The 18538-nt window shown below is 70.8% G+C and carries 13 protein-coding genes; 7 read left to right on the plus strand and 6 right to left on the minus strand.

Features of this window, described 5'->3' with window-relative positions:
- The 3 genes from AC3A46_RS18245 to AC3A46_RS18255 form a co-directional block, all read left to right on the plus strand.
- Nucleotides 1–1045: MFS transporter (locus AC3A46_RS18245; protein WP_487666486.1), on the plus strand; the 1045-nt coding region annotated here is incomplete at its 5' end.
- Nucleotides 1042–2667, plus strand: a complete 1626-nt coding sequence (locus tag AC3A46_RS18250; RefSeq protein ID WP_487666487.1) for an amidohydrolase — start codon at nucleotides 1042–1044, stop codon at nucleotides 2665–2667. The genes AC3A46_RS18245 and AC3A46_RS18250, both read left to right, overlap by 4 nt.
- 245 nt (nucleotides 2668–2912) lie before the next feature.
- Nucleotides 2913–6272, plus strand: coding sequence for a collagen-binding domain-containing protein (locus AC3A46_RS18255; protein WP_487666488.1), 3360 nt, complete (start codon nucleotides 2913–2915; stop codon nucleotides 6270–6272).
- 64 nt (nucleotides 6273–6336) lie between these two features.
- Here the strand turns inward: AC3A46_RS18255 and AC3A46_RS18260 are convergent, their stop codons facing one another.
- The 5 genes from AC3A46_RS18260 to AC3A46_RS18280 form a co-directional block, all read right to left on the minus strand.
- Entirely contained in the window at nucleotides 6337–6807 is a 471-nt protein-coding gene (locus tag AC3A46_RS18260) for a heat shock protein transcriptional repressor HspR (protein ID WP_487666489.1), read from the minus strand.
- 131 nt (nucleotides 6808–6938) lie between these two features.
- Nucleotides 6939–7937, minus strand: coding sequence for a DnaJ C-terminal domain-containing protein (locus tag AC3A46_RS18265; protein WP_487666490.1), 999 nt, complete (start codon nucleotides 7935–7937; stop codon nucleotides 6939–6941).
- Between the two features lie 15 nt (nucleotides 7938–7952).
- Nucleotides 7953–8570, minus strand: a complete 618-nt coding sequence (locus AC3A46_RS18270) for a nucleotide exchange factor GrpE (RefSeq protein WP_487666491.1) — start codon at nucleotides 8568–8570, stop codon at nucleotides 7953–7955.
- A gap of 2 nt (nucleotides 8571–8572) precedes the next feature.
- On the minus strand, nucleotides 8573–10441 hold the full coding sequence (dnaK, locus tag AC3A46_RS18275) for a molecular chaperone DnaK (protein ID WP_487666492.1): 1869 nt from the start codon (nucleotides 10439–10441) through the stop codon (nucleotides 8573–8575).
- Nucleotides 10442–10664: 223 nt separating this feature from the next.
- A complete protein-coding gene (locus tag AC3A46_RS18280; RefSeq protein WP_487666493.1) occupies nucleotides 10665–12248 on the minus strand; it encodes an MFS transporter in 1584 nt (527 codons plus the stop codon).
- 81 nt (nucleotides 12249–12329) lie between these two features.
- Here AC3A46_RS18280 and AC3A46_RS18285 point away from each other — a divergent pair, with 81 nt between their 5' ends.
- The 3 genes from AC3A46_RS18285 to AC3A46_RS18295 all read left to right on the plus strand — a co-directional run bounded on the left by AC3A46_RS18285 (nucleotide 12330) and on the right by AC3A46_RS18295 (nucleotide 16690).
- Complete coding sequence (locus AC3A46_RS18285; RefSeq protein WP_487666494.1) at nucleotides 12330–13811, plus strand: MFS transporter; 1482 nt, start codon at nucleotides 12330–12332, stop codon at nucleotides 13809–13811.
- 123 nt (nucleotides 13812–13934) lie between these two features.
- Nucleotides 13935–14522, plus strand: a complete 588-nt coding sequence (locus AC3A46_RS18290; RefSeq protein ID WP_487666495.1) for a hypothetical protein — start codon at nucleotides 13935–13937, stop codon at nucleotides 14520–14522.
- 122 nt (nucleotides 14523–14644) lie between these two features.
- Nucleotides 14645–16690 carry a vWA domain-containing protein gene (locus AC3A46_RS18295; RefSeq protein WP_487666496.1) on the plus strand — a complete coding sequence of 682 codons (2046 nt, stop codon included), beginning with the start codon at nucleotides 14645–14647 and terminating at the stop codon, nucleotides 16688–16690.
- Nucleotides 16691–17050: 360 nt separating this feature from the next.
- Here AC3A46_RS18295 and AC3A46_RS18300 read toward each other — a convergent pair whose 3' ends face one another.
- Complete coding sequence (locus tag AC3A46_RS18300; RefSeq protein WP_487666497.1) at nucleotides 17051–17686, minus strand: MarR family winged helix-turn-helix transcriptional regulator; 636 nt, start codon at nucleotides 17684–17686, stop codon at nucleotides 17051–17053.
- A gap of 117 nt (nucleotides 17687–17803) precedes the next feature.
- Between AC3A46_RS18300 and AC3A46_RS18305 the strand changes: the two genes are divergently transcribed.
- Nucleotides 17804–18538, plus strand: a 735-nt coding sequence (locus AC3A46_RS18305) for a MarR family winged helix-turn-helix transcriptional regulator (RefSeq protein WP_487666498.1), incomplete at its 3' end; no start/stop codon positions are given.

An 18538-nucleotide genomic window follows, 5' to 3' on the forward strand; every position in this document is an offset into this window, starting at 1 on the left:
CCCGTCGGCGGGCATCGCGATCGCCGGGCTCCTCGTCGGCGGCGTCGGCGCGGGCTGCGCGGTCGCCGCCGCGGGCGCCGCCCTGGCCGCGTTCCGCAACCCGGATCGCGTCGCGGGCTTCAACGGTCTCGCGAATCGCGGGGTCATCACCATCGTGCTCGCGGTGATCCCGCTGATCGGCCTGGCGCCGCTCGACGTCTTCGGCGCCCTCGCGCTGTTCTGCCTCATCGGCCTGGTCGCGGTCGGCTGGCTTCCGGTGGCGCCCGTCATCGACCCGCAAGCGGCCGCCGCGCTGCCCGAAGCCATGCCGGTCACCATCCCCGAGACGGGCGCCGTGCGAAGCGTCCGCGCACGCACCGCGTCGCGCACGGTCACGATCGCCGGCTTCGCGCTGCTGGTGACCTTCGCCCTGTGGGCGGCGAGCGAGGACTCGCTGTGGGCCATGGCCGGCGTCATGGGCGGGGAGCAGGCAGGACTCACCCCCGAGGGACTGGGCCTTGCGCTCAGCGGCGCGACCGCGGGCGGGCTCGTCGGGTCCGTGCTGCTCATGATCGTCGGCAACCGGCTCGGCCGCGCGGTCCCTCTCGTGGTGCTGCTCGTCGCCGGCGGCGCACTGAAGATCGCGCTCGGCTTCGCGGGCGACCAAACGGCGTTCATCACGCTCTTCATCGTCTGGAACACCATCTACGCGATCGCCTTCATGTACTTCGTCTCCACCTCGGCCGCCCTCGACGCGGACGGCCGCTGGTCGGGCCCGCTGCTCGCGGTGTACCTCGTCGGGTCGGCGCTCACGCCGATCATCGGCGCGGCCCTCGTCGAGGCGTTCGGCTACCAGGGATTCACCGTCGTGCTGGGCGTGGCGAGCTTCGTGCTCGCGATCCCGGCGGCGATCGTCGCGGCGATCTCGACGAGGGTGGAGAAGGTCCCCACGCCCTCTCCGAACGCCGCTGGCGCGTCGTTCGGAGCCTCGGGGCGCGTGGGCCCAGCCGCGGCCGACGCCGCTGTCCAGACCGCTGCCGCAGACACCGAGGAGCTCCACGCATGACCGCCACCATCTACACCGGAGGGCGCATCTTCACCGCGGGCGCGGAGCCCTGGGCGGAGGCCCTCGTCGTCGCCGGCGACGGGGTCGTGTTCGCGGGCGACGCGGAGGGCGCGCGCGCCGCGGCGGGAGCGGAGGCCGCCGTCGTCGACCTCGACGGCCGGCTGCTGCTTCCCGGATTCACCGACGCCCACACGCACCTCGTGATGATGGGCGAGGCCCTCGGGCGGGTGGGGCTCACCGACGCCCGCACGCTCGCCGACATCCAGGAGCGCCTCCGTGCGGCGCGGGCGGCCCACCCCGACGCCGCGCGCGTGCTGGGCCGCGGATGGCTGTTCGACTCGGTTCCCGGCGGCACGCCCACGGCCGCGATGATCGACGCCGCGGTCGCGGACGTGCCGGTCTACCTCGACGCCAACGACTACCACTCGTGCTGGGTGAACTCGGCGGCTCTCGCCGAGCTCGGGATCACCCGCGACACCCCCGACCCCCTGGGCGGGCGCATCGGCCGCGACGCCGACGGCGAGCCCGACGGCATGCTGTACGAGACGGCCGCGCAGACGCACGTGTGGGCGTTCCTGGCGGACCAGACCGACGACACGGCCCGCGACGCCGCAGTCGAGCGGACGCTCGCCGCCTACGCCGCCACCGGCGTGACCGGAGCGGTCGACATGGCGTTCGACGATCTCGGACTCGCGGCGTTCCAGCGGGCAGCCGAGCGCCGCGGCGGGCACCTGCCGGTGCGCGTCGCCGCCCACTGGTTCGTCGAGAACACCGGCGACGAGGCCGCCAACCTCGCACAGGTGGCCCGGGCCGCCGAGCTCGCCGAGACGGTCCGCTCGCCCTGGCTGCGGATCGTCGGCATCAAGCTCGTGATCGACGGCGTCATCGATGCGTGCACGGCCGCGATGCGGCATCCGTATTCCAACGGCTCGAACGCGCAGCCGATCTGGTCGCTCGCCGACATCACGCCCGTCGTCGCCGCCGCCGACGCGGCGGGTCTGCAGGTCGCGCTGCACGCGATCGGCGATCTCGCCAGCGACATCGCCCTCGATGCGCTCGAGAACGCTGCCGAGGTGAACGGCGACCGGCCGCGTCGTCACCGCATCGAGCACCTCGAGTACGCCTCCCCCGGCACGGCCGAGCGCATGGCGCGACTCGGGGTGACGGCATCCATGCAGCCCGTGCACGCCGACCCGGCCATCTTCGACAACTGGGCCGCGATGCTCGGCGACGAGCGCGTGGACCGCGCGTTCGCATGGCCCGAGTACGTCGACGCCGGTGCTCTGCTGGCCTTCTCGACCGACGCGCCCACCGCACCGCACGAGGCCCTCCCGAACATGTACATCGCGGCGACCCGCCGCTCCGCGCTCGACGACTCGTTCACCCCGCGGCACCCGCACTTCGCCCTGCCGCTCGCCCAGGCGCTCGGACATGCGACGAGGGATGCTGCCGCCTCCGTGGGCGACGGCGCGACGCGCGGGCGGCTCGAGGCGGGGCTCGCCGCGGACTTCGCGATCATCGATGCCGACCCGTTCGCCGACGGTCCCGAGTCGCTGCTGACCGCCCGGGTCGTGCGCACTGTCGTGGCCGGCGCGACGAGGTACGACGCAGGAGTGCTCTGAGGGCTATCCGGTTCGCGGCGGGTGTGGCCGACCCGCCCCGCCGCAGTGTCCATCGACGTGCTCGATCATGTCGGGGAACGCGAGCGCGATGGCTCGGTCGTCGTCGAGAGTCGCAATGTGTCCATCATGTGACGGCTCAGCGTCCACCGCGAGATCGATCGACTGTCCGGTTGGCACGGCCAGATAGGGTCGAAGGACTGTGCCCCGCGCTCCCGACGCGTGCGGGCGAGGAGGGGGTCCCACGCATGCCTGTATTCGATCGCCCGCGTCGCCGGATGCGCAGCTTCGTCGCCGGCCTCACGGCCGCGCTGCTGGCCACCACCGGAGCCGGCCTGGCCGGAGCGATCGATCCTCAGCCCGCGGCGGCCGCCTATCCCGAGTCCGTCAACCCCTTCGCGATCGCGGGCGGCTTCACGGTCTACGCCCGGGAAGATGCGCTGCTGCAGAACCAGGAGACCGAGGGCAGCATCGCGGTCGGCGGGACCGCCACGGTCCAGGGCAGCAGCGGGCAGTACACGATCATCCACGTCTCCGCCGGCACGGGGAACTACGATCTGCCGACGGTCGATGGCGACCCCACCCGGTTCCTCGTCGGCGAATACAGCACCGCGAGCACTGGCATCCTCGCCATCACGAGCGCCGGCACGACGGACCCGGCGCTGTGGGGCGACCTCAAGATGGTCCAGCGCGACGGCGGCTGGCAGGCGTTCTCTCGGGCCGACTGGCTGCGCCTGAACCAGAACCCCTCCAACGTCGACCAGACCCCGCTGATCGACGCGACCCACCAGCAGTACCCGGCGGATGCTGCGCCCCCGTCCGGTGCGGCCGGCAACGGCAGCATCTACACGGCGAACACCTCCGCCACCGCGGTCGCCGACTACGTCGAGGCGAACCGCGACGCGTCGTGGGAGGAGGCGTCGAGCTGCTTCGACGACATCGCCGACCCCACCACCGGCGTCGGCTACCACGTCGGCGTGGCCGAGGACGCGGGCGACCGCGTCGTCCTCGAGGAGCTGAGCCCGGACCAGCCGAACATCGTGGACTACGCCGACATCGCCGGCGCGTCGCTCATCCAGTTCTCCCCGGGGCCGACGCCCGGCGTGGCGAATCCGCTGATCATCCGGGTGCCCGCCGGCACGACCGAGGTGATCGGCGCGCGGGCGGATCCCCAGGGCGTGCACTCGCCGTACATCGTGTGGGACCTCTCACAGCTGACCGGCGACGTCACCGTGACCGCCGGCCAGGCCCGCATCGACGGCTCGATCTACGCGCCGAACGCCTCGGTCACCGTGAACGCAGCCCCGCTCGACGGCCAGGTGATCGGTCAGAACGTCATCATCCAGGGCGGCGAGGTCCACTCGTTCCTCTTCTCCGGCGAGATCTCGTGCGACGACGCCAGCGGCACCTTCGTGGTGCGCAAGGCCCTGTCGGGCGGCATCCAGCCCGGCGATCTTCCCGAGGGAGCGACGTTCACCGTCAACTACCGCGCCGTGGACCCGGACGGCGACGTCACGCTCGGCTCACTCGAGGTGCCGGCCGACGGCACTCCGGTCCCCGCGGGCGAACGGTTCCCGGCGGGCACTGAGATCACCTTCGAGGAGATCACGCCCGAGACCATTCCCGGCTGGGCGTGGGGCGACGTCGAGATCGAACCGAACCCGCTGATCGTGGGCACCGGCACCGCCCAGGTGGTCGTCACGAACACGGCGACCCGGTTGACGGGCACCTTCAGCGTCTCGAAGTCGATCGACGATCCGTCGGGCGAACCTCCGGTCCTCGAGGGGACGGTGCCCGTGACGTGGGTCGCCCGATACGGCGGCGAGCAGATCGGCACCGGCACGATGAACGTGCCCTTCACCGGCGCGCCCGTCGTCCCGGTCGACGGGAACGGCGCTCCGATCACCTTCCCGGTGGGCACCCGCATCATCCTCACCGAGGACCTCGACGGCATCGATCCGCCGCCGGGGTACGACTGGAGCGGCATCGGGTGGAACCCCGGGCGCACGTTCGTGATCACCGAGGCAGACATGACGGTGGACGTCGAGCTGACGAACCTCGTCACCCCGACCGACGACGGCCGCACGATCACGATCGTCAAGTCCGCGACCGGCTCGGCCGCGGACCCGCGGTTCGGCTATGAGGTCACCTACAACACGAACCCCGCCCCCGAGCGGGCGACCCTTCCCCTGCCGGTCGGCGAGCCCCAGCTGATCGAGGACCTCGAGACGGGCGCCGAGACGCTGGAGCTGGCCGAGCTTGCGCCGACGTTCGAGGGTGAGACCGTGGCGAACGTCGACGACTGGGTGCCGCCCGTCTTCAACGTCACGGTCGACGGCGTGACGACGGCGTACCAGCCGGACGGCTTCGGGGACGTCGTGGACATCCCCCTGCCGCCCGACTCGACCACCGACATCGAGATCGAGGTGGCGAACGCGCTCAAGGAGGGCACCTTCACGATCTCGAAGGAGTTCGACGGCGTCCCGCCCGACCAGGTGCCCCCGGGCCTCGAGTTCACCGTCGCGTGGACGGCGTACTTCCCGACGACGGAGCCCGAGGACGTGATCCAGCAGGGCGTGCTGCGGGTCCCCGGCGACGGTGCGCCGGTCGGCCCCGTCGACGACGCGGGCGAGCCGCTGCTGTTCCCCTACGGCACCGTCGTGACGTATGAGGAGCAGGTCGCGCCGGCCATCGGGTACCTCTCCTGGCTCGGCGCCGCGTTCGACCTCGAACAGCTCACGATCGGCGCCGAGGACCAGGCCGTGGTGCACGCGACGCTGACCAACGACGCGTCACTCATCGAGGGAACATTCCTCGTGCAGAAGAACATGGACGGCATCGATCCGGACGACCTTCTCGTCGACTCGTTCACGATCGACTACGTGGCGCACCTGCCGAGTCGCGACGTGCTGGTGGGCCGGTTCGAGCTGCCTGCCGACGGCACGCCGGCGGGTCCGGTCGACGGCCAAGGCGACCCGATCTCCTTCCCGATCGGCACGATCGTCAATCTCCTCGAAGAGGAGCCCGACGCGTCCGCGCTGCCGCCGGGCTACGAGTGGGGCGAGACGACGTGGAGCCCGGCGAGCTTCGTCGAGATCGGGCCGGGCGAGACGCCTCCCGTGCTCGAAGTGACGAACTCCGTCGTCGCGATGACCCGCTGGGCCGTCACGAAGGTCGTCGCGGGCAGCGGTGCGTCGTCGGTGCCCGCGGGGACCACCTTCCCGGCCGACTGGTGGCTCGACGGTGTCGCCCAGCCCCGCATCGAGCTCGAGCCGAACGTCACGATCACGTCGCCGTACTTCCCGGTCGGCACCGTCATCGAAGCACGCGAGGCGGACCTGCCGTCGATCCCGGGGGTGGACTGGGGGACGCCGACGTGGACGGTCGACGGCGAGGCCCTCGTCCCCGATGAGGACGGCAAGGTCACGCTGCCGATGTCGGAGGTGCGCGTCCCGCAGACGGCGGAGCTGACGCTGACCAACACCGCGACCACCCGCCCGCTTCCGGCGACGGGCGGTGGCGGTTTCTCGCCCCTCGTCCCGCTCGGAGCCGTCGGCCTGATCGCCCTCGGCGTGCTGCTGGCCGCCCGACGCGCGCGACGCGTCTGACGCACCGCCGCGAACGCACGCGAAGAGGGAGGGGACGGCATCCGTCCCCTCCCTCTTCGGTGAGTCAGCCCGCCGGGCTCTCGTCGGGAGGTTCGCTCTGCTGCGCGAGCGACGCGCGCGGACGCCACACCACGACCTCGGTCGCCCGGCGGACGCGCGTGCCATGGCGCAGCGTCACGACGGAGCCGGTGGATCCGGCCGCGAAGACGCGGGCGCCGGGTCGCTTCTCGAGTTCGGCGCGCATGCGGTCCTCGAGGTCGCGGACGCGGCTGTGCAGCTCCTGCACGCGGTTCTCGAGCTCGAGGATGCGCACGATCGCCGGGAGGCCGATGCCGTCCGACGACATGCGGGCGACTTCGCGCAGCTGCTCCACGTGGCGCAGCGAGTAGCGCCGCGATCCGCCCTGCGTGCGGGCGGGGACGACCAATCCGAGCCGGTCGTACTGGCGAAGCGTCTGCGGATGCATGCCCGACAGCTCGGCGGCGACGGCGATCGCGAAGATCGGGGCATCCTCGTCGATGTCGTGCTCGGTCATCTCGTCACCTCCTCGTCCCCGGTCGTTGAGCGAGCGACGAACGAGCGAGCCGAACCGCCTCGAGCCGGCCACCGGCGCCGGGTCCGGGGCGTGTCGACCCGCTTCGCTCGCTCAACGGCCGTGTACATCGGTCAGCCCTGCGCCTTGGCCATGAGATCGGCGCGCGGATTCTCCTTCGGCTCGAGGCTCTGGAAGCGCTCGAGCGCTTCGCGCGCGGCCTCGTCGAGGTGGGACGGCACAGCCACCTGCACCTCGGCGAGGAGGTCGCCCGTGCCCTTGGCCGTCTCGACACCGCGGCCCTTGACGCGCAGCACACGGCCGGAAGGCGTGCCCGGGGCGACGCGCAGCCGCACCGGATCGCCGCCGAGCGTCGGCACCTCGATGGTGGCGCCCAGCGCGGCCTCGGTGAACGTCACGGGCACGGTGACGCGCAGGTTCAGCCCGTCGCGCGTGAACACCGGGTGCGGACGGACGGTGACCTGCACGACGATGTCGCCGTTCTCGCCGCCGTCGGGCGAGTGACGCCCGCGGCCGCGCAGCCGGATCTTCTGCCCGTCCGAGACACCGGCGGGGATCTTCACCTTGAACGGCTTGCCGTCCTCGCCCGCCAGCGTGATGGTCTCGCCCCTGGTCGCCGTGACGAAGTCGATGGTCGTGCGCGCCGTGACGTCGGCACCGCGCGTCGGGCCGCCGAAGCCGCGGTAACCGCCGCTCGGCTGCCCGAACCGCCCGGAGCCGAAGCCGCTGCCGCCCTGCTGCTGGTTGAACATCGCGAAGATGTCGTCGAAGTCCTCGGCGCTCTGGTACCGAGCGCCGCGGCCCTGATTGAACATCGAGAAGACGTCTTCGAAGCCCCCGGCGCCGCCCGGGCCACCCGACGTGAATCGAGCGCCCGAGCCCATCGCGCGGATCTGGTCGTACTCCTTGCGCTGCTCCGCGTCGGAGAGCACCGAGTACGCCTCGCTGACCTCCTTGAACTTCGCCTCCGCGGCCGCGTCACCCTGGTTGGAGTCGGGGTGGTACTTCCGCGCGAGCTTGCGATACGTCTTCTTGAGGTCCGCCTCGCTGACGTCCTTGGAGACGCCGAGCACCGAGTAGAAGTCCTTGTCGAACCAGTCCTGACTGGCCATGGAGCCTCCTTCGGGCTACTCGGCGGGAACCGCGACGACGACCTTCGCCGGACGCAGTTCCACCGAGCCGAGGCGGTAGCCGATCTCGACGACCTCGACGATCGTGGTCTCGGTCGCGCCGGGTGTCGGCACCTGGAAGATCGCCTCGTGGTGCTGCGGATCGAACGCCTCGCCGGTGGCGCCGTACGTGGTGAGCCCGATGCGCTCGGCGACGCCGCGGAGCTTCTCGGCGATCGCCGCGAAGGCGGAGCCCTGCTCCAGGTCGCCGTGCTTCTCGGCGCGGTCGAGGTCGTCGAGCACCGGGAGGATGCCCTTCGCGACCGCGCCCTGGGCGCGCTCGATCTCGACCTCGCGCTGCTCCTCGGTGCGGCGGCGGTAGTTGGCGTACTCGGCCTGCAGTCGCTTGAGGTCGTTCAGCAGCTGCGACTCGAGGTCGGCGAGGACGGCGTCCTCGGCCGCGGCGTCGGCGTTCTGCGCAGCGCCGATGATGTCGTCGACAGTGAGCTCGTCGTCCTGCCCGTCCTGCGGCGCGGGGCCGGAGGCGTTCGCCTCCGACCCCACACCCTCAGGCCGGACCTCGTCGCCGTCGCCCGGTTCTTCGACCGGTTCCGGGTTGTGGTCCTTGTTCGCCATGGTTACTTCTTCTCGTCCTCTTCGTCCACGACCTCGGCGTCGACGACGTCCTCATCGGAGTCGGTCGGCGCCTGCCCGTCACCGGCGTCGCCGGCCGCAGCATCAGGAGCGGACTGCGAAGCCTGGCTCGAGGCGTAGATCGCCTCGCCGAGCTTGCCCTGGCTCTGGTTCAGCTTGTCGAACGCGGCCTTCACAGCGTCGTCGTCCTCGCCCGCGAGCGCAGTCTTGAGAGCATCGACGTCGCCCTGCACCTCGGTCTTCACCTCGGCGGGAAGCTTGTCCTCGTTCTCCTTGATGAGCTTCTCGATCGAGTACGAGAGGGTCTCGGCCTGGTTGCGCACCTCGGCGGCCTCGCGACGCTTCTTGTCGTCGGCGGCGTGCTCCTCGGCCTCGCGCACCATGCGCTCGATGTCGTCCTTCGGCAGCGACGAGCCGCCGGTGATCGTCATCGACTGCTCCTTGCCCGTGCCCTTGTCCTTGGCGGACACGTGCACGATGCCGTTCGCGTCGATGTCGAAGGTGACCTCGATCTGCGGGATGCCGCGCGGCGCCGGAGCGATGCCGGTCAGCTCGAACGTGCCGAGCGGCTTGTTGTCGCGGGTGAACTCGCGCTCGCCCTGGAAGACCTGGATCGCCACCGACGGCTGGTTGTCGTCGGCGGTCGTGAAGGTCTCCGAGCGCTTCGTCGGGATGGCGGTGTTGCGCTCGATGAGCTTCGTCATGATGCCGCCCTTGGTCTCGATGCCGAGGCTCAGGGGGGTCACGTCGATGAGGAGGACGTCCTTGCGCTCGCCCTTGAGGACCCCGGCCTGCAGGGCGGCGCCGACGGCGACGACCTCGTCCGGGTTCACGCCCTTGTTGGGCTCCTTGCCGGCTTCCTTGATCACGAGCTCGGACACCGCGGGCATGCGGGTCGAGCCGCCGACGAGCACGACGTGGTCGATGTCGCCGACCTTGATGCCGGCCTCGCGGATGACGTCCTCGAAGGGCTTCTTGGTGCGGTCGAGGAGGTCCTTGGTGAGATCCTCGAACTTGGCGCGCGTGATCGTCTCCGACAGCGACACGGGGCCCGAGTCGGTCAGCGAGAGGTACGGCAGGTTGACCGAGGTGCTGGTCGACGAGGAGAGCTCCTTCTTCGCCTGCTCGGCGGCCTCCTTGAGGCGCTGCAGCGCGATCTTGTCGCCCGAGACGTCGACACCGGTGGTGTCCTTGAACTGCTTGATCAGGTAGTCGACGAGACGCTGGTCCCAGTCGTCGCCGCCGAGGCGGTTGTCACCGGCGGTCGCGCGGACCTGGATCGTCGAGAAGTCGTCGTCCTTGCCCACCTCGAGCAGGGAGACGTCGAACGTTCCGCCACCGAGGTCGAAGACGAGGATGAGCTCGTCCTCCTTGCCCTTGTCGAGGCCGTAGGCCAGGGCGGCCGCGGTGGGCTCGTTGATGATGCGCAGGACGTTGAGGCCCGAGATCTCACCGGCCTCCTTCGTGGCCTGGCGCTCGGCGTCGTTGAAGTACGCGGGAACGGTGATGACGGCGTCGGTCACGGTGTCACCGAGGTACTGCTCGGCGTCGCGCTTGAGCTTCTGGAGGATGCGCGCGGAGATCTCCTGCGGCGTCCAGCGCTTGCCGTCGACGTCGAAGCCCCAGTCGGTGCCCATGTGGCGCTTCACCGACGAGACGGTGCGGTCGACGTTGGTGACGGCCTGGCGCTTGGCGGTCTCGCCGACGAGCACCTCGCCGTCCTTGGTGTAGGCGACGACCGACGGGGTCGTGCGGAAGCCCTCGGCGTTCGCGATGACCTTGGGCTCGCCGCCCTCGAGGACGCTCACGACCGAGTTGGTCGTACCGAGGTCGATTCCAACAGCACGTGCCATGTGTATCTCTCCTTCATATGGGCGCGGACGGATGCCGCCACCCGGGGTTACAGGGAAGTCTTCTCGCGTCTCACCATGAGGTTGAGTCGCGATGGCTCAACCATACGCCCGGGGTGCAGCATCCGTCAAATCAAAGTTGATACGACTCGGCTCAACTTGCCTTCAGATCGCGTGAGCGAGGGTCCGCAGACCCTCACCAGAAGTCCGCGGTCGGTGCGCCGGCTCACCCGCCCAGCATCCCCTCCACGGCCTCGTTCGGCTTGGGGTCGGGCAGGCGCCGCATGCGGAAGCCGTTGAGCACGCCGAGCACCGCCGCGAGGATCGGGATGAGCAGCGCCACCTGGAGCGCGATGTGGCGGGCGTCGGTGTTGATGCGGATCACCTCCGCCGATGCCTCCGGCGGCTCGTCGGCGAGAAGCTGCTCGAGCCCGGTGTTCGACATGAGCTCGGCGTCCTCTTCGAGCACCGTGGCCACCTGCTCCTGCTGCTCGGAGGTCAGCACCGTGCTCGAGTACGCGAGCGAGGTGAACGACGCCGCGAGGGTGGCCAGCATGATGGCGCCCGCGAACGCGAGGCCGAACGAGAGGCCGAAAGAGCCGGCGGCGGAGTTGACGCCGGCGGCCTCGCTGACGCGCTCGTCGGAGATCGGCGAGAGCGTGTAGTTGTTGAGCTGCGAGACCAGGAGGCCGAGGCCCGAGCCGGCGATGATGAGCGGAATCGTCAGCCACCACCCGGTGTCGGCGGCGGGCACCAGCGGCACGATGGCGATGAGGCCGACCGCGGCGAGCGAGAAGCCGAGCAGGATGAGGTTCGCGGGGCGCCCCTTGGCGCGGCGTCCTGCCCAGATCGCGACCGCGAACATGCTGAGCGACAGCGGCGCGATCGACAGACCGGCCTGCAGCGCGTTGTACTCGAGCACCATCTGCAGGTACAGCGGCAGCACGATCATCGTGCCGCCGAGGGCGATCTGCTGCAGCAGCTGCCCGCTCACGCCGGTGCGGAACGGCTTCGACGAGAACAGCGCAGGGTCCAGGAGGACCGGCTTCCCCTTCTTCTTGCGCGAGTTGAGCCACCACGCCAGGCCGCCGAGCGCGACCACGCCGAGGCCGATGATGATGCCGACGTAGCCCCCGCCCTCCTGCCACACCAGGATGCCGAGCACGACGCCGCCCATGCCGATCACCGAGAGGGCCGCACCAACGAGGTCGATGGAGCGGTCGCCGGTGTACTTGACGTCCTTCACGAGGCCGGCGCCGAGCAGCACGACCGCGATGATGACCGCCTCGAGGCCGAAGGCGACCCGGTACGACCAGAACGTCGTGATGAACCCGCCGAGCAGCGGGCCGACGGCCGCGGCGATCGCGGCCGACGCGCCCACCAGCGCGTAGACGCGCTTCTGGTGGGCGCCCGCGAAGTTGCCGTGGATGAGCGACTGCATCGACGGGAGGAGAAGGGATGCCCCGATCCCGCCGATCACCGCCCAGAAGATGATGACGGCGGTCAGGCTCGTCGCGAACGTCATCGCGACCGCGCCGACGGCGTAGCCGAGCAGGCCGAGGATGTAGGCGAGCTTGCGTCCGATGAGGTCGCCGGTCTTGCCGCCGATGAGGATGAAGGCCGCGGAGACGAGGGCCTCCAGGGCGATCGCGCCCTGCACGCCGCTGGCGGTCGTGCCGAGCTCCTTCACCACCGCCGAGATCGAGACGTTCATGATCGACGTGTCGACGACGAGCACGAACATCGCCATGGCGAGAAGGATGGCGAGACGGCCGTTGAACTTCGTCTCGGGCGAGGGATCCCCTGTCATGAACGAAGCAAACCACCCCGGCGCTCCCTAGCGCTACTTTGATTGCGCACCAGTTCACCGAAGGGCCCTAGTGTGACCGACATGAGCTCTCCCGCCCCCGGCTCCGACGAGCCCGGCACTCCGTCGGAGCCCGCTTCACCGGCGGATCCCGGCGCTTCGACCGAGCACGTGCTGTCGACCGCGGCCCTGAACACCGGCGGTCTCGACGACACGCCGGTGCCCCGCCGGCGGGTGTTCGCGTGGGCGCTCTGGGATTGGGCGACACAGCCTTTCAACTCGGTGATCCTCACCTTCGTCTTCGTCTCCCTGTACCTGGTCTCCGACGCGTTCCTGCCGCCCGACGTCGCCACGCAGAACGCCGACGGCGACATGGCGTGCTCGAGCGCCGCGGATTCGGCGACCGCGTACTGCGGCGCCCTGGCCGATCTGTCGGAGTGGTACGGCTGGGTCACCTTCGCCGCCGGCATCCTGATCCTCCTGCTCGCCCCGGTGCTGGGCCAGCGCGCCGACGCAGCGGGCACGAAGAAGCGCTGGGTGGTCGGCGCGACCGCGGTGCTGGCGTTCCTGCAGTTCGCGCTCTTCTTCGTGTACTCCGAGCCGCAGTTCTTCTGGCTCGGCGCTGTCCTCGTCGCGCTCGGGTCGGTCTCGTCCGAGATCGCGGGCGTCAACTACAACGCGATGCTCGTGCAGGTCTCGACACCGAAGACGATCGGCCGCGTCAGCGGGCTCGGCTGGGGCATGGGCTACATCGGCGGCATCATCGCGCTCGCGATCGTCGTGGTCCTCAACCAGTTCGAGTGGTTCGGCCTCGATGTCTCGGACGGCCTCGCCTACCGCCTCATCGCCGTCGGCGCGGCGGTGTGGACCGTGCTCTTCGCCCTGCCGTTCGTCTTCCTCGTGCCCGAGTCGCCGGCCGACCCCGACCGCAGGAAGGTCGGCTTCTTCGAGGGCTACGTCGTGCTCGTGCACGACATCGTCGCGCTCTTCCGCGAGCACCGGCCCACCTTCTGGTTCCTCATCGCGAGCGCGGTGTACCGCGACGGCCTCGCCGGCGTCTTCGCGTTCGGCGGCGTGCTGGCCGCGGTGTCGTTCGGGTTCAGCGCGACCGAGGTCATCGCGTTCGGCATCGCCCTGAACCTCGTCGCGGGCGTCTCGACGATCATCGCCGGCCGTCTCGACGACCGCTTCGGCGCACGCGCGGTGATCATCACGGCGCTCACGATCCTCATCGTCAGCGCCCTGTTCGTCTTCTTCCTCCGCGAGGGCGGCAAGCCGGTGTTCTGGGTGGGCGGCATCATCCTGTCGGCCGCCGTCGGCCCGGCGCAGGCGTCGAGCCGGTCGCTGCTCGCTCGCGTCACACCGACCGGCATGCAGGGCGAGGTCTTCGGCCTCTACGCGACCACCGGTCGGGTGATGAGCTTCCTCTCGCCGCTGCTGTGGGCGACGTTCATCGCGGCGTTCGGCGCGACGCACTACGGCATCCTCGGCATCGTGATCGTGCTGCTCGTCGGGCTGCTGCTCCTGCTGCCCGTGAAGCTGCGACCCCAAGACATCGGCCGCTGACCCCCGCGGACCGGCGCCCCCGGTCCCGACAGCCACCGCATCGGATACCCTCGCTTTCGGGCTGCATGCGCACGGGGGGTCGTCGCGCACGCGTCCCTCACCTCGCCGAACCCGAGAGGCACCGTGACGACCCCGCCGATCCCGCGTCCGCGCGTGCGCGCTGAGCGCGCCGAGCGCCTGCGCGCCGCGCGTCACCGCCGCGCGATCGGGTACTGGTGGGTGCTGATCGCGTGGCTGCTGTCGCTGTGGATCGGCACGTCGGTCGTGCCGCACGACGGGCTGTACGCGCCGGCCCTGTTCGGCCACCTGGCATCGGTGATCGTCGGCCTCGGGGCCGCGGTGCTGCTCGAGATGAGCGGACTGCTCTGGATGCTGCGCCGCACGTCGCTCGACGACATGCGCCGCACCGAGCCCCCCGTGACCGCTCTGGCCTGGCTGGGCATCGCAGGCCTGCTCGTGACCGGCGCCTTCCTCCAGCCCGATCTCTCCCAGCCGCTCACCGCGATCAAGATGATCGCCGTGCTGGTGGCCGCGATGAACGGCGTCTCCATGACGCGGCTGACCGACGAACTCGACCGGCTCCCTGGTCGCGTGCGCTTCTCGTCGCTGCCGGCCCGGTTGAAGCTGTGGTGCGTCTGGAGCGCCGTCGTATCGCAGACCGCCTGGTGGTCGGCGGTTCTGATCGGCATGCTGAACACCGCTGCACGGTGATCTCACGATCTTCTCGCGCTCGTCTCGCACGTGCACCCGGGCTAGGCTGTCGCCTGACCGGACTACCCGGCCGGTGACCCCCCGCCCGGCTTCACGGCCGCACCCGCTTTGAGGATGCTCCCATGCGCGATGGAACGCGCGGCGACGAGGACGTCCCCGGCCCCCGCAGGGGCCAGACCTCCGACCCGAAGACAACACCGACACCCTCGGCCTCTTCGCCGACCCCTTCTCCCACTTTCTCGACCCCCGCTGCGGCAGCGAAGTCCGCGAAGCCGTCTGCGATCGACGAGCGCCGCGAACGCCGTCGCAAGCGCCGCCGCCAGGCGATCATGGCGACGACCATCGTCGGCATCGTCGTGCTGGTCGGCTCGATCGGCTCGGTGTCGTACGCGATCGTCTCGAATCTCGCCGGCGCCGAACAGCCGGCCGCCGATCCCGCTCCCGAAGCGCCGACCGTCGCCGAGCCCATCGTCTTCCCCGAGGACGAGCCCGCCACCGCCGCCGGCGCGCAGCCTTGCGCGACCGTCAACGTGCTGTCCTCGTTCGAGAACGCCGAGATGGTCGAAGGACTCGCGGCCGCGTACAACAGTCAGCCGCGCAACGTGGCCGGCTCGTGCGTGACGGTGACGACCAGCCGCGAGAAGTCGGGCGTGGCCGCCGCCGTCGTCGCGACCGGCTTCCCGAACCTCGCCGACGACCAGAAGCCCACCGTCTGGCTGCCCGATTCGTCGACCTGGGTCGACGTCGCGCAGGCCGACGGCGCCACCATCCTTCGCGCCGACGGCACGAGCGTCGCGGTCTCCGACATCGTGCTCGCCATGCCCGAGAACCTCGCGTCCGCGATCGGGTGGGATGCCGAGGCCCCGACCTGGGCCGAGATCTTCGAGTCGGCGGGCGACCCCGACCTCTGGAGCGGTCTCGGCCACCCCGAGTGGGGCGCGTTCAAGCTCGGCAAGACCAGCCCGCTCGTCGCGACGAGCGGCGAAGCCGCCATGTTCGCCTCCTACGGCACGGCCGCGGGATCGATGACGGACTTCACCGCCGCCCAGGTGCGGGACCCCGCCGTGCAGGCCGAAGTGCATGAGAACGAGCTGGCGACGAGCCACTACATGGCCACGCCCGAGCACTTCCTCTGGCACGCGCGCCAGGCCGAGGCATCCGGTTCCGCTGCCGACTTCCTCTCGGCGGTCATCGTCGACGAGAAGTCGGTGTGGGACTACAACCGCGGCATCACGAGTCGCGACGGCATCACGCGCACGCAGGCCGACCCGCCGGCGGAGCAGCTCGTGCCGATCTATCCTGCGGACGGCTACTACTCGGCCGACAACCCGGTCATGCGCATCACGGGCGCGTGGATCGACCCGGTCGAGTCGGAGGCGGCGGCGGACTTCATCCGCTTCACGCACACCGCGCAAGGTCAGGCGGCCGTGCGCGCCGCGGGCTACCGCGACCTCAACCGCGACCTCGACGAGGGCGTCCAGCAGGTCGGGCGGCTCGACGGCGACCAGGGCCGCACCCTCGCCTTCCCCGCAGCCGACGTCGTCACCGCCGTGCAGGCGTCGTTCCCCGACGTCCGCAAGCGCGCGAACGTGCTCTTCCTCCTCGACGTGTCGGGTTCGATGGACGAGCCCATCTCTGCGAGCGACACGAAGCTCACCCAGGCCCGCAAGGCGATCGAGGCGGCCGTCGGCCACTTCACCAACGGCGACGATGTGGGCCTCGCGGCCTTCGCGCAGGCGCCCGACGGCGCCATGGTGCCGGGGCTCGTGTCTCCGGTCGCCGACATCGGCTCGTCGCGCGACGGCTTCCTCGGTGCGCTCGGCGGCCTCACCTCGATGGGCGACACCCCGCTCTATCAGGCGGTCGACACGTTCGCGGCGCAGCAGGCGGCGGCGTGGTCGAGCGATCACATCAACGCCATCGTGCTGCTGTCGGACGGCGAGAACGACGCCCCGAACGCAGAGACGATCAGCGCCGACCAGATGCTCGCGAACCTGAAGGACATGCACCACGCCACACCGGTGCTCATCTTCACGCTCGCCTACGGCGCCGACGCCGACGTGGCCACGCTGCAGTCCATCTCGAGCGCGACGGGTGCGCACTACTACGACGCGACCGACCCGTCGAAGCTCGAGGCGGTGCTCGGCGACCTCGTCACCAGCTTCTGATCCCCTCCGGGTCCGCGCGTCGCGCACGACTCGTGCCGGCCGGCCGCGGGCCCTGCATCCTCAGTTGAGGTTCCGCGCCGAGGTGCGGCGCAGCCGCGGTCGCTGCATCCTCAGTTGAGGTTCTGCGCCGAGGTGCGGGGCAGCCGCGGTCGCTGCATCCTCAGTTGAGGTTCTGCGCCGAAATGCGGGGCAGCCGCGGTCGCTGCATCCTCAGTTGAGGTTCTGCGCCGAAGTGCGGGCAGGATCGGTCTCTGCATCCTCAGTTGAGGTTCTCCGCCGAAATGCGGAGCAGGATCGGCGTGTGGCTCCGCAACTGGGCAACGCTCCTCAATCGAGGTCGACGGGAACGCTGAGCCGACGCTATGACGCGCCGGGCCAGGAGTCGGCGAGCTTCGTCAGCAGGCGCGCGAGCTCGGCACGCTCGGCGTCGGTGAACGCGGCGAGCGCCGAATCCATCGCCTCGCGCCGCTCACCGCGGAACCCGCGCACCAGGCGGGTGCCGGCATCCGTCAGCGCCACACGCGTGCGGCGGGCGTCGTCGGGGTCGGCCTCGCGCCGCACGAGATCGAGCTCGACGGCCTGCTGCACGAGCCGCGACGCCCGGGGCTGATCGACGCCCACGGCATCGGCGATCTCGCCCACCGAGAGCGGATGGGATGCTGCGGCCAGAGCCTCGAGCAGCCTCATGCGCGCAGGGCCGCCGAAGCGGCCCCCTCCGGCCCACGGCGGTGCGCCGAAGCCCGGCCCCGGTCCCCCGCGGCCCCAGGGACCGCCGCGGCCGCCACGGCCCGCGAAGCCGTGGATCGAGCCATCGGGGTGGACGTGCTCCGAGCCGTCGGCGTCATGGCCGTGCGGACCGGCGTGGCCGTGCGCGTGCGGGCCCGAGGAGTGCGGGCCTGCACCGTCCATCCACGGCGGACGGGGGCCTCGTCGTCCGCGCAGGCGGGCGAGGGCGGCGGCGATCGCGTCGGATGGGTCGGCGGGAGTGGACGGCATGAGTCCAATTTACATGCGACTTGACATGGATATCGAATACATGTCACACTGCATTTGCATGCACTTCGACATGTATCACTCGGCGGCCCCTCGAGCCGCCCCCGAAAGGACTTCCCCATGAACGACATCAGTGACAACCAAGAGAACGACGTCCCCACCGGCAACCGTCCGCTCGGCTACTGGCTGCGCGCGGTCGACGCCTTGCTGACGCGCGAGTTCGCGACGGCGCTCGAGGCCGAGGGCCTCACGCGACGCGACTGGATGGTGCTCAATGTGCTGTCCGGCGACATCGACGCCCCCGAGTTCCGTGAGCGTCTCGCCCGCAAGGGCAAGCGCCTCCGCGGCCTCGAGGAACGCGGCTGGCTCGAGGAGCAGGGCGACGGAACGTGGGTCCTGACCGACCTCGGCCGCTCCGAGAAGGAGCGCATCGGCGCCATCGTCGACGGACTCCGCGCGCGTGTGGTCGCCGCCGTCGGCGACGACGAGGCCTACGCTGCCCTCACCGGCTCGCTCGAGGCCATCGCCCGCGAGCTCGGCTGGGACGAGAACGCCACCGGACGCGAGCGCGGGTTCGGTGGCTTCGGCCGCCCCGGGTTCGGCCCCCGCTTCCGCCCGGGCGTCGGGGGCTTCGGGCCTGGTTTCGGCGGCCGCCCGCGTCCGTTCGACCCCGACGTCCACGACGGCTTCGGCCGCAACCGCCACCGCGGCTTCGCTCCCGGGCGCCCCGGCCACCCGGCCGAGCGCTTCGACGAGCCCATGCGCGGCTACGGCGATGAGGGCTGCCACGGCCACCACCCGCACACCGGCCACCACGACCACGAGGGGCGCGGCCACGGCGGCGACGGCCGCGGC

The organism is Microbacterium sp. Soil_C_42, from assembly GCF_057656735.1.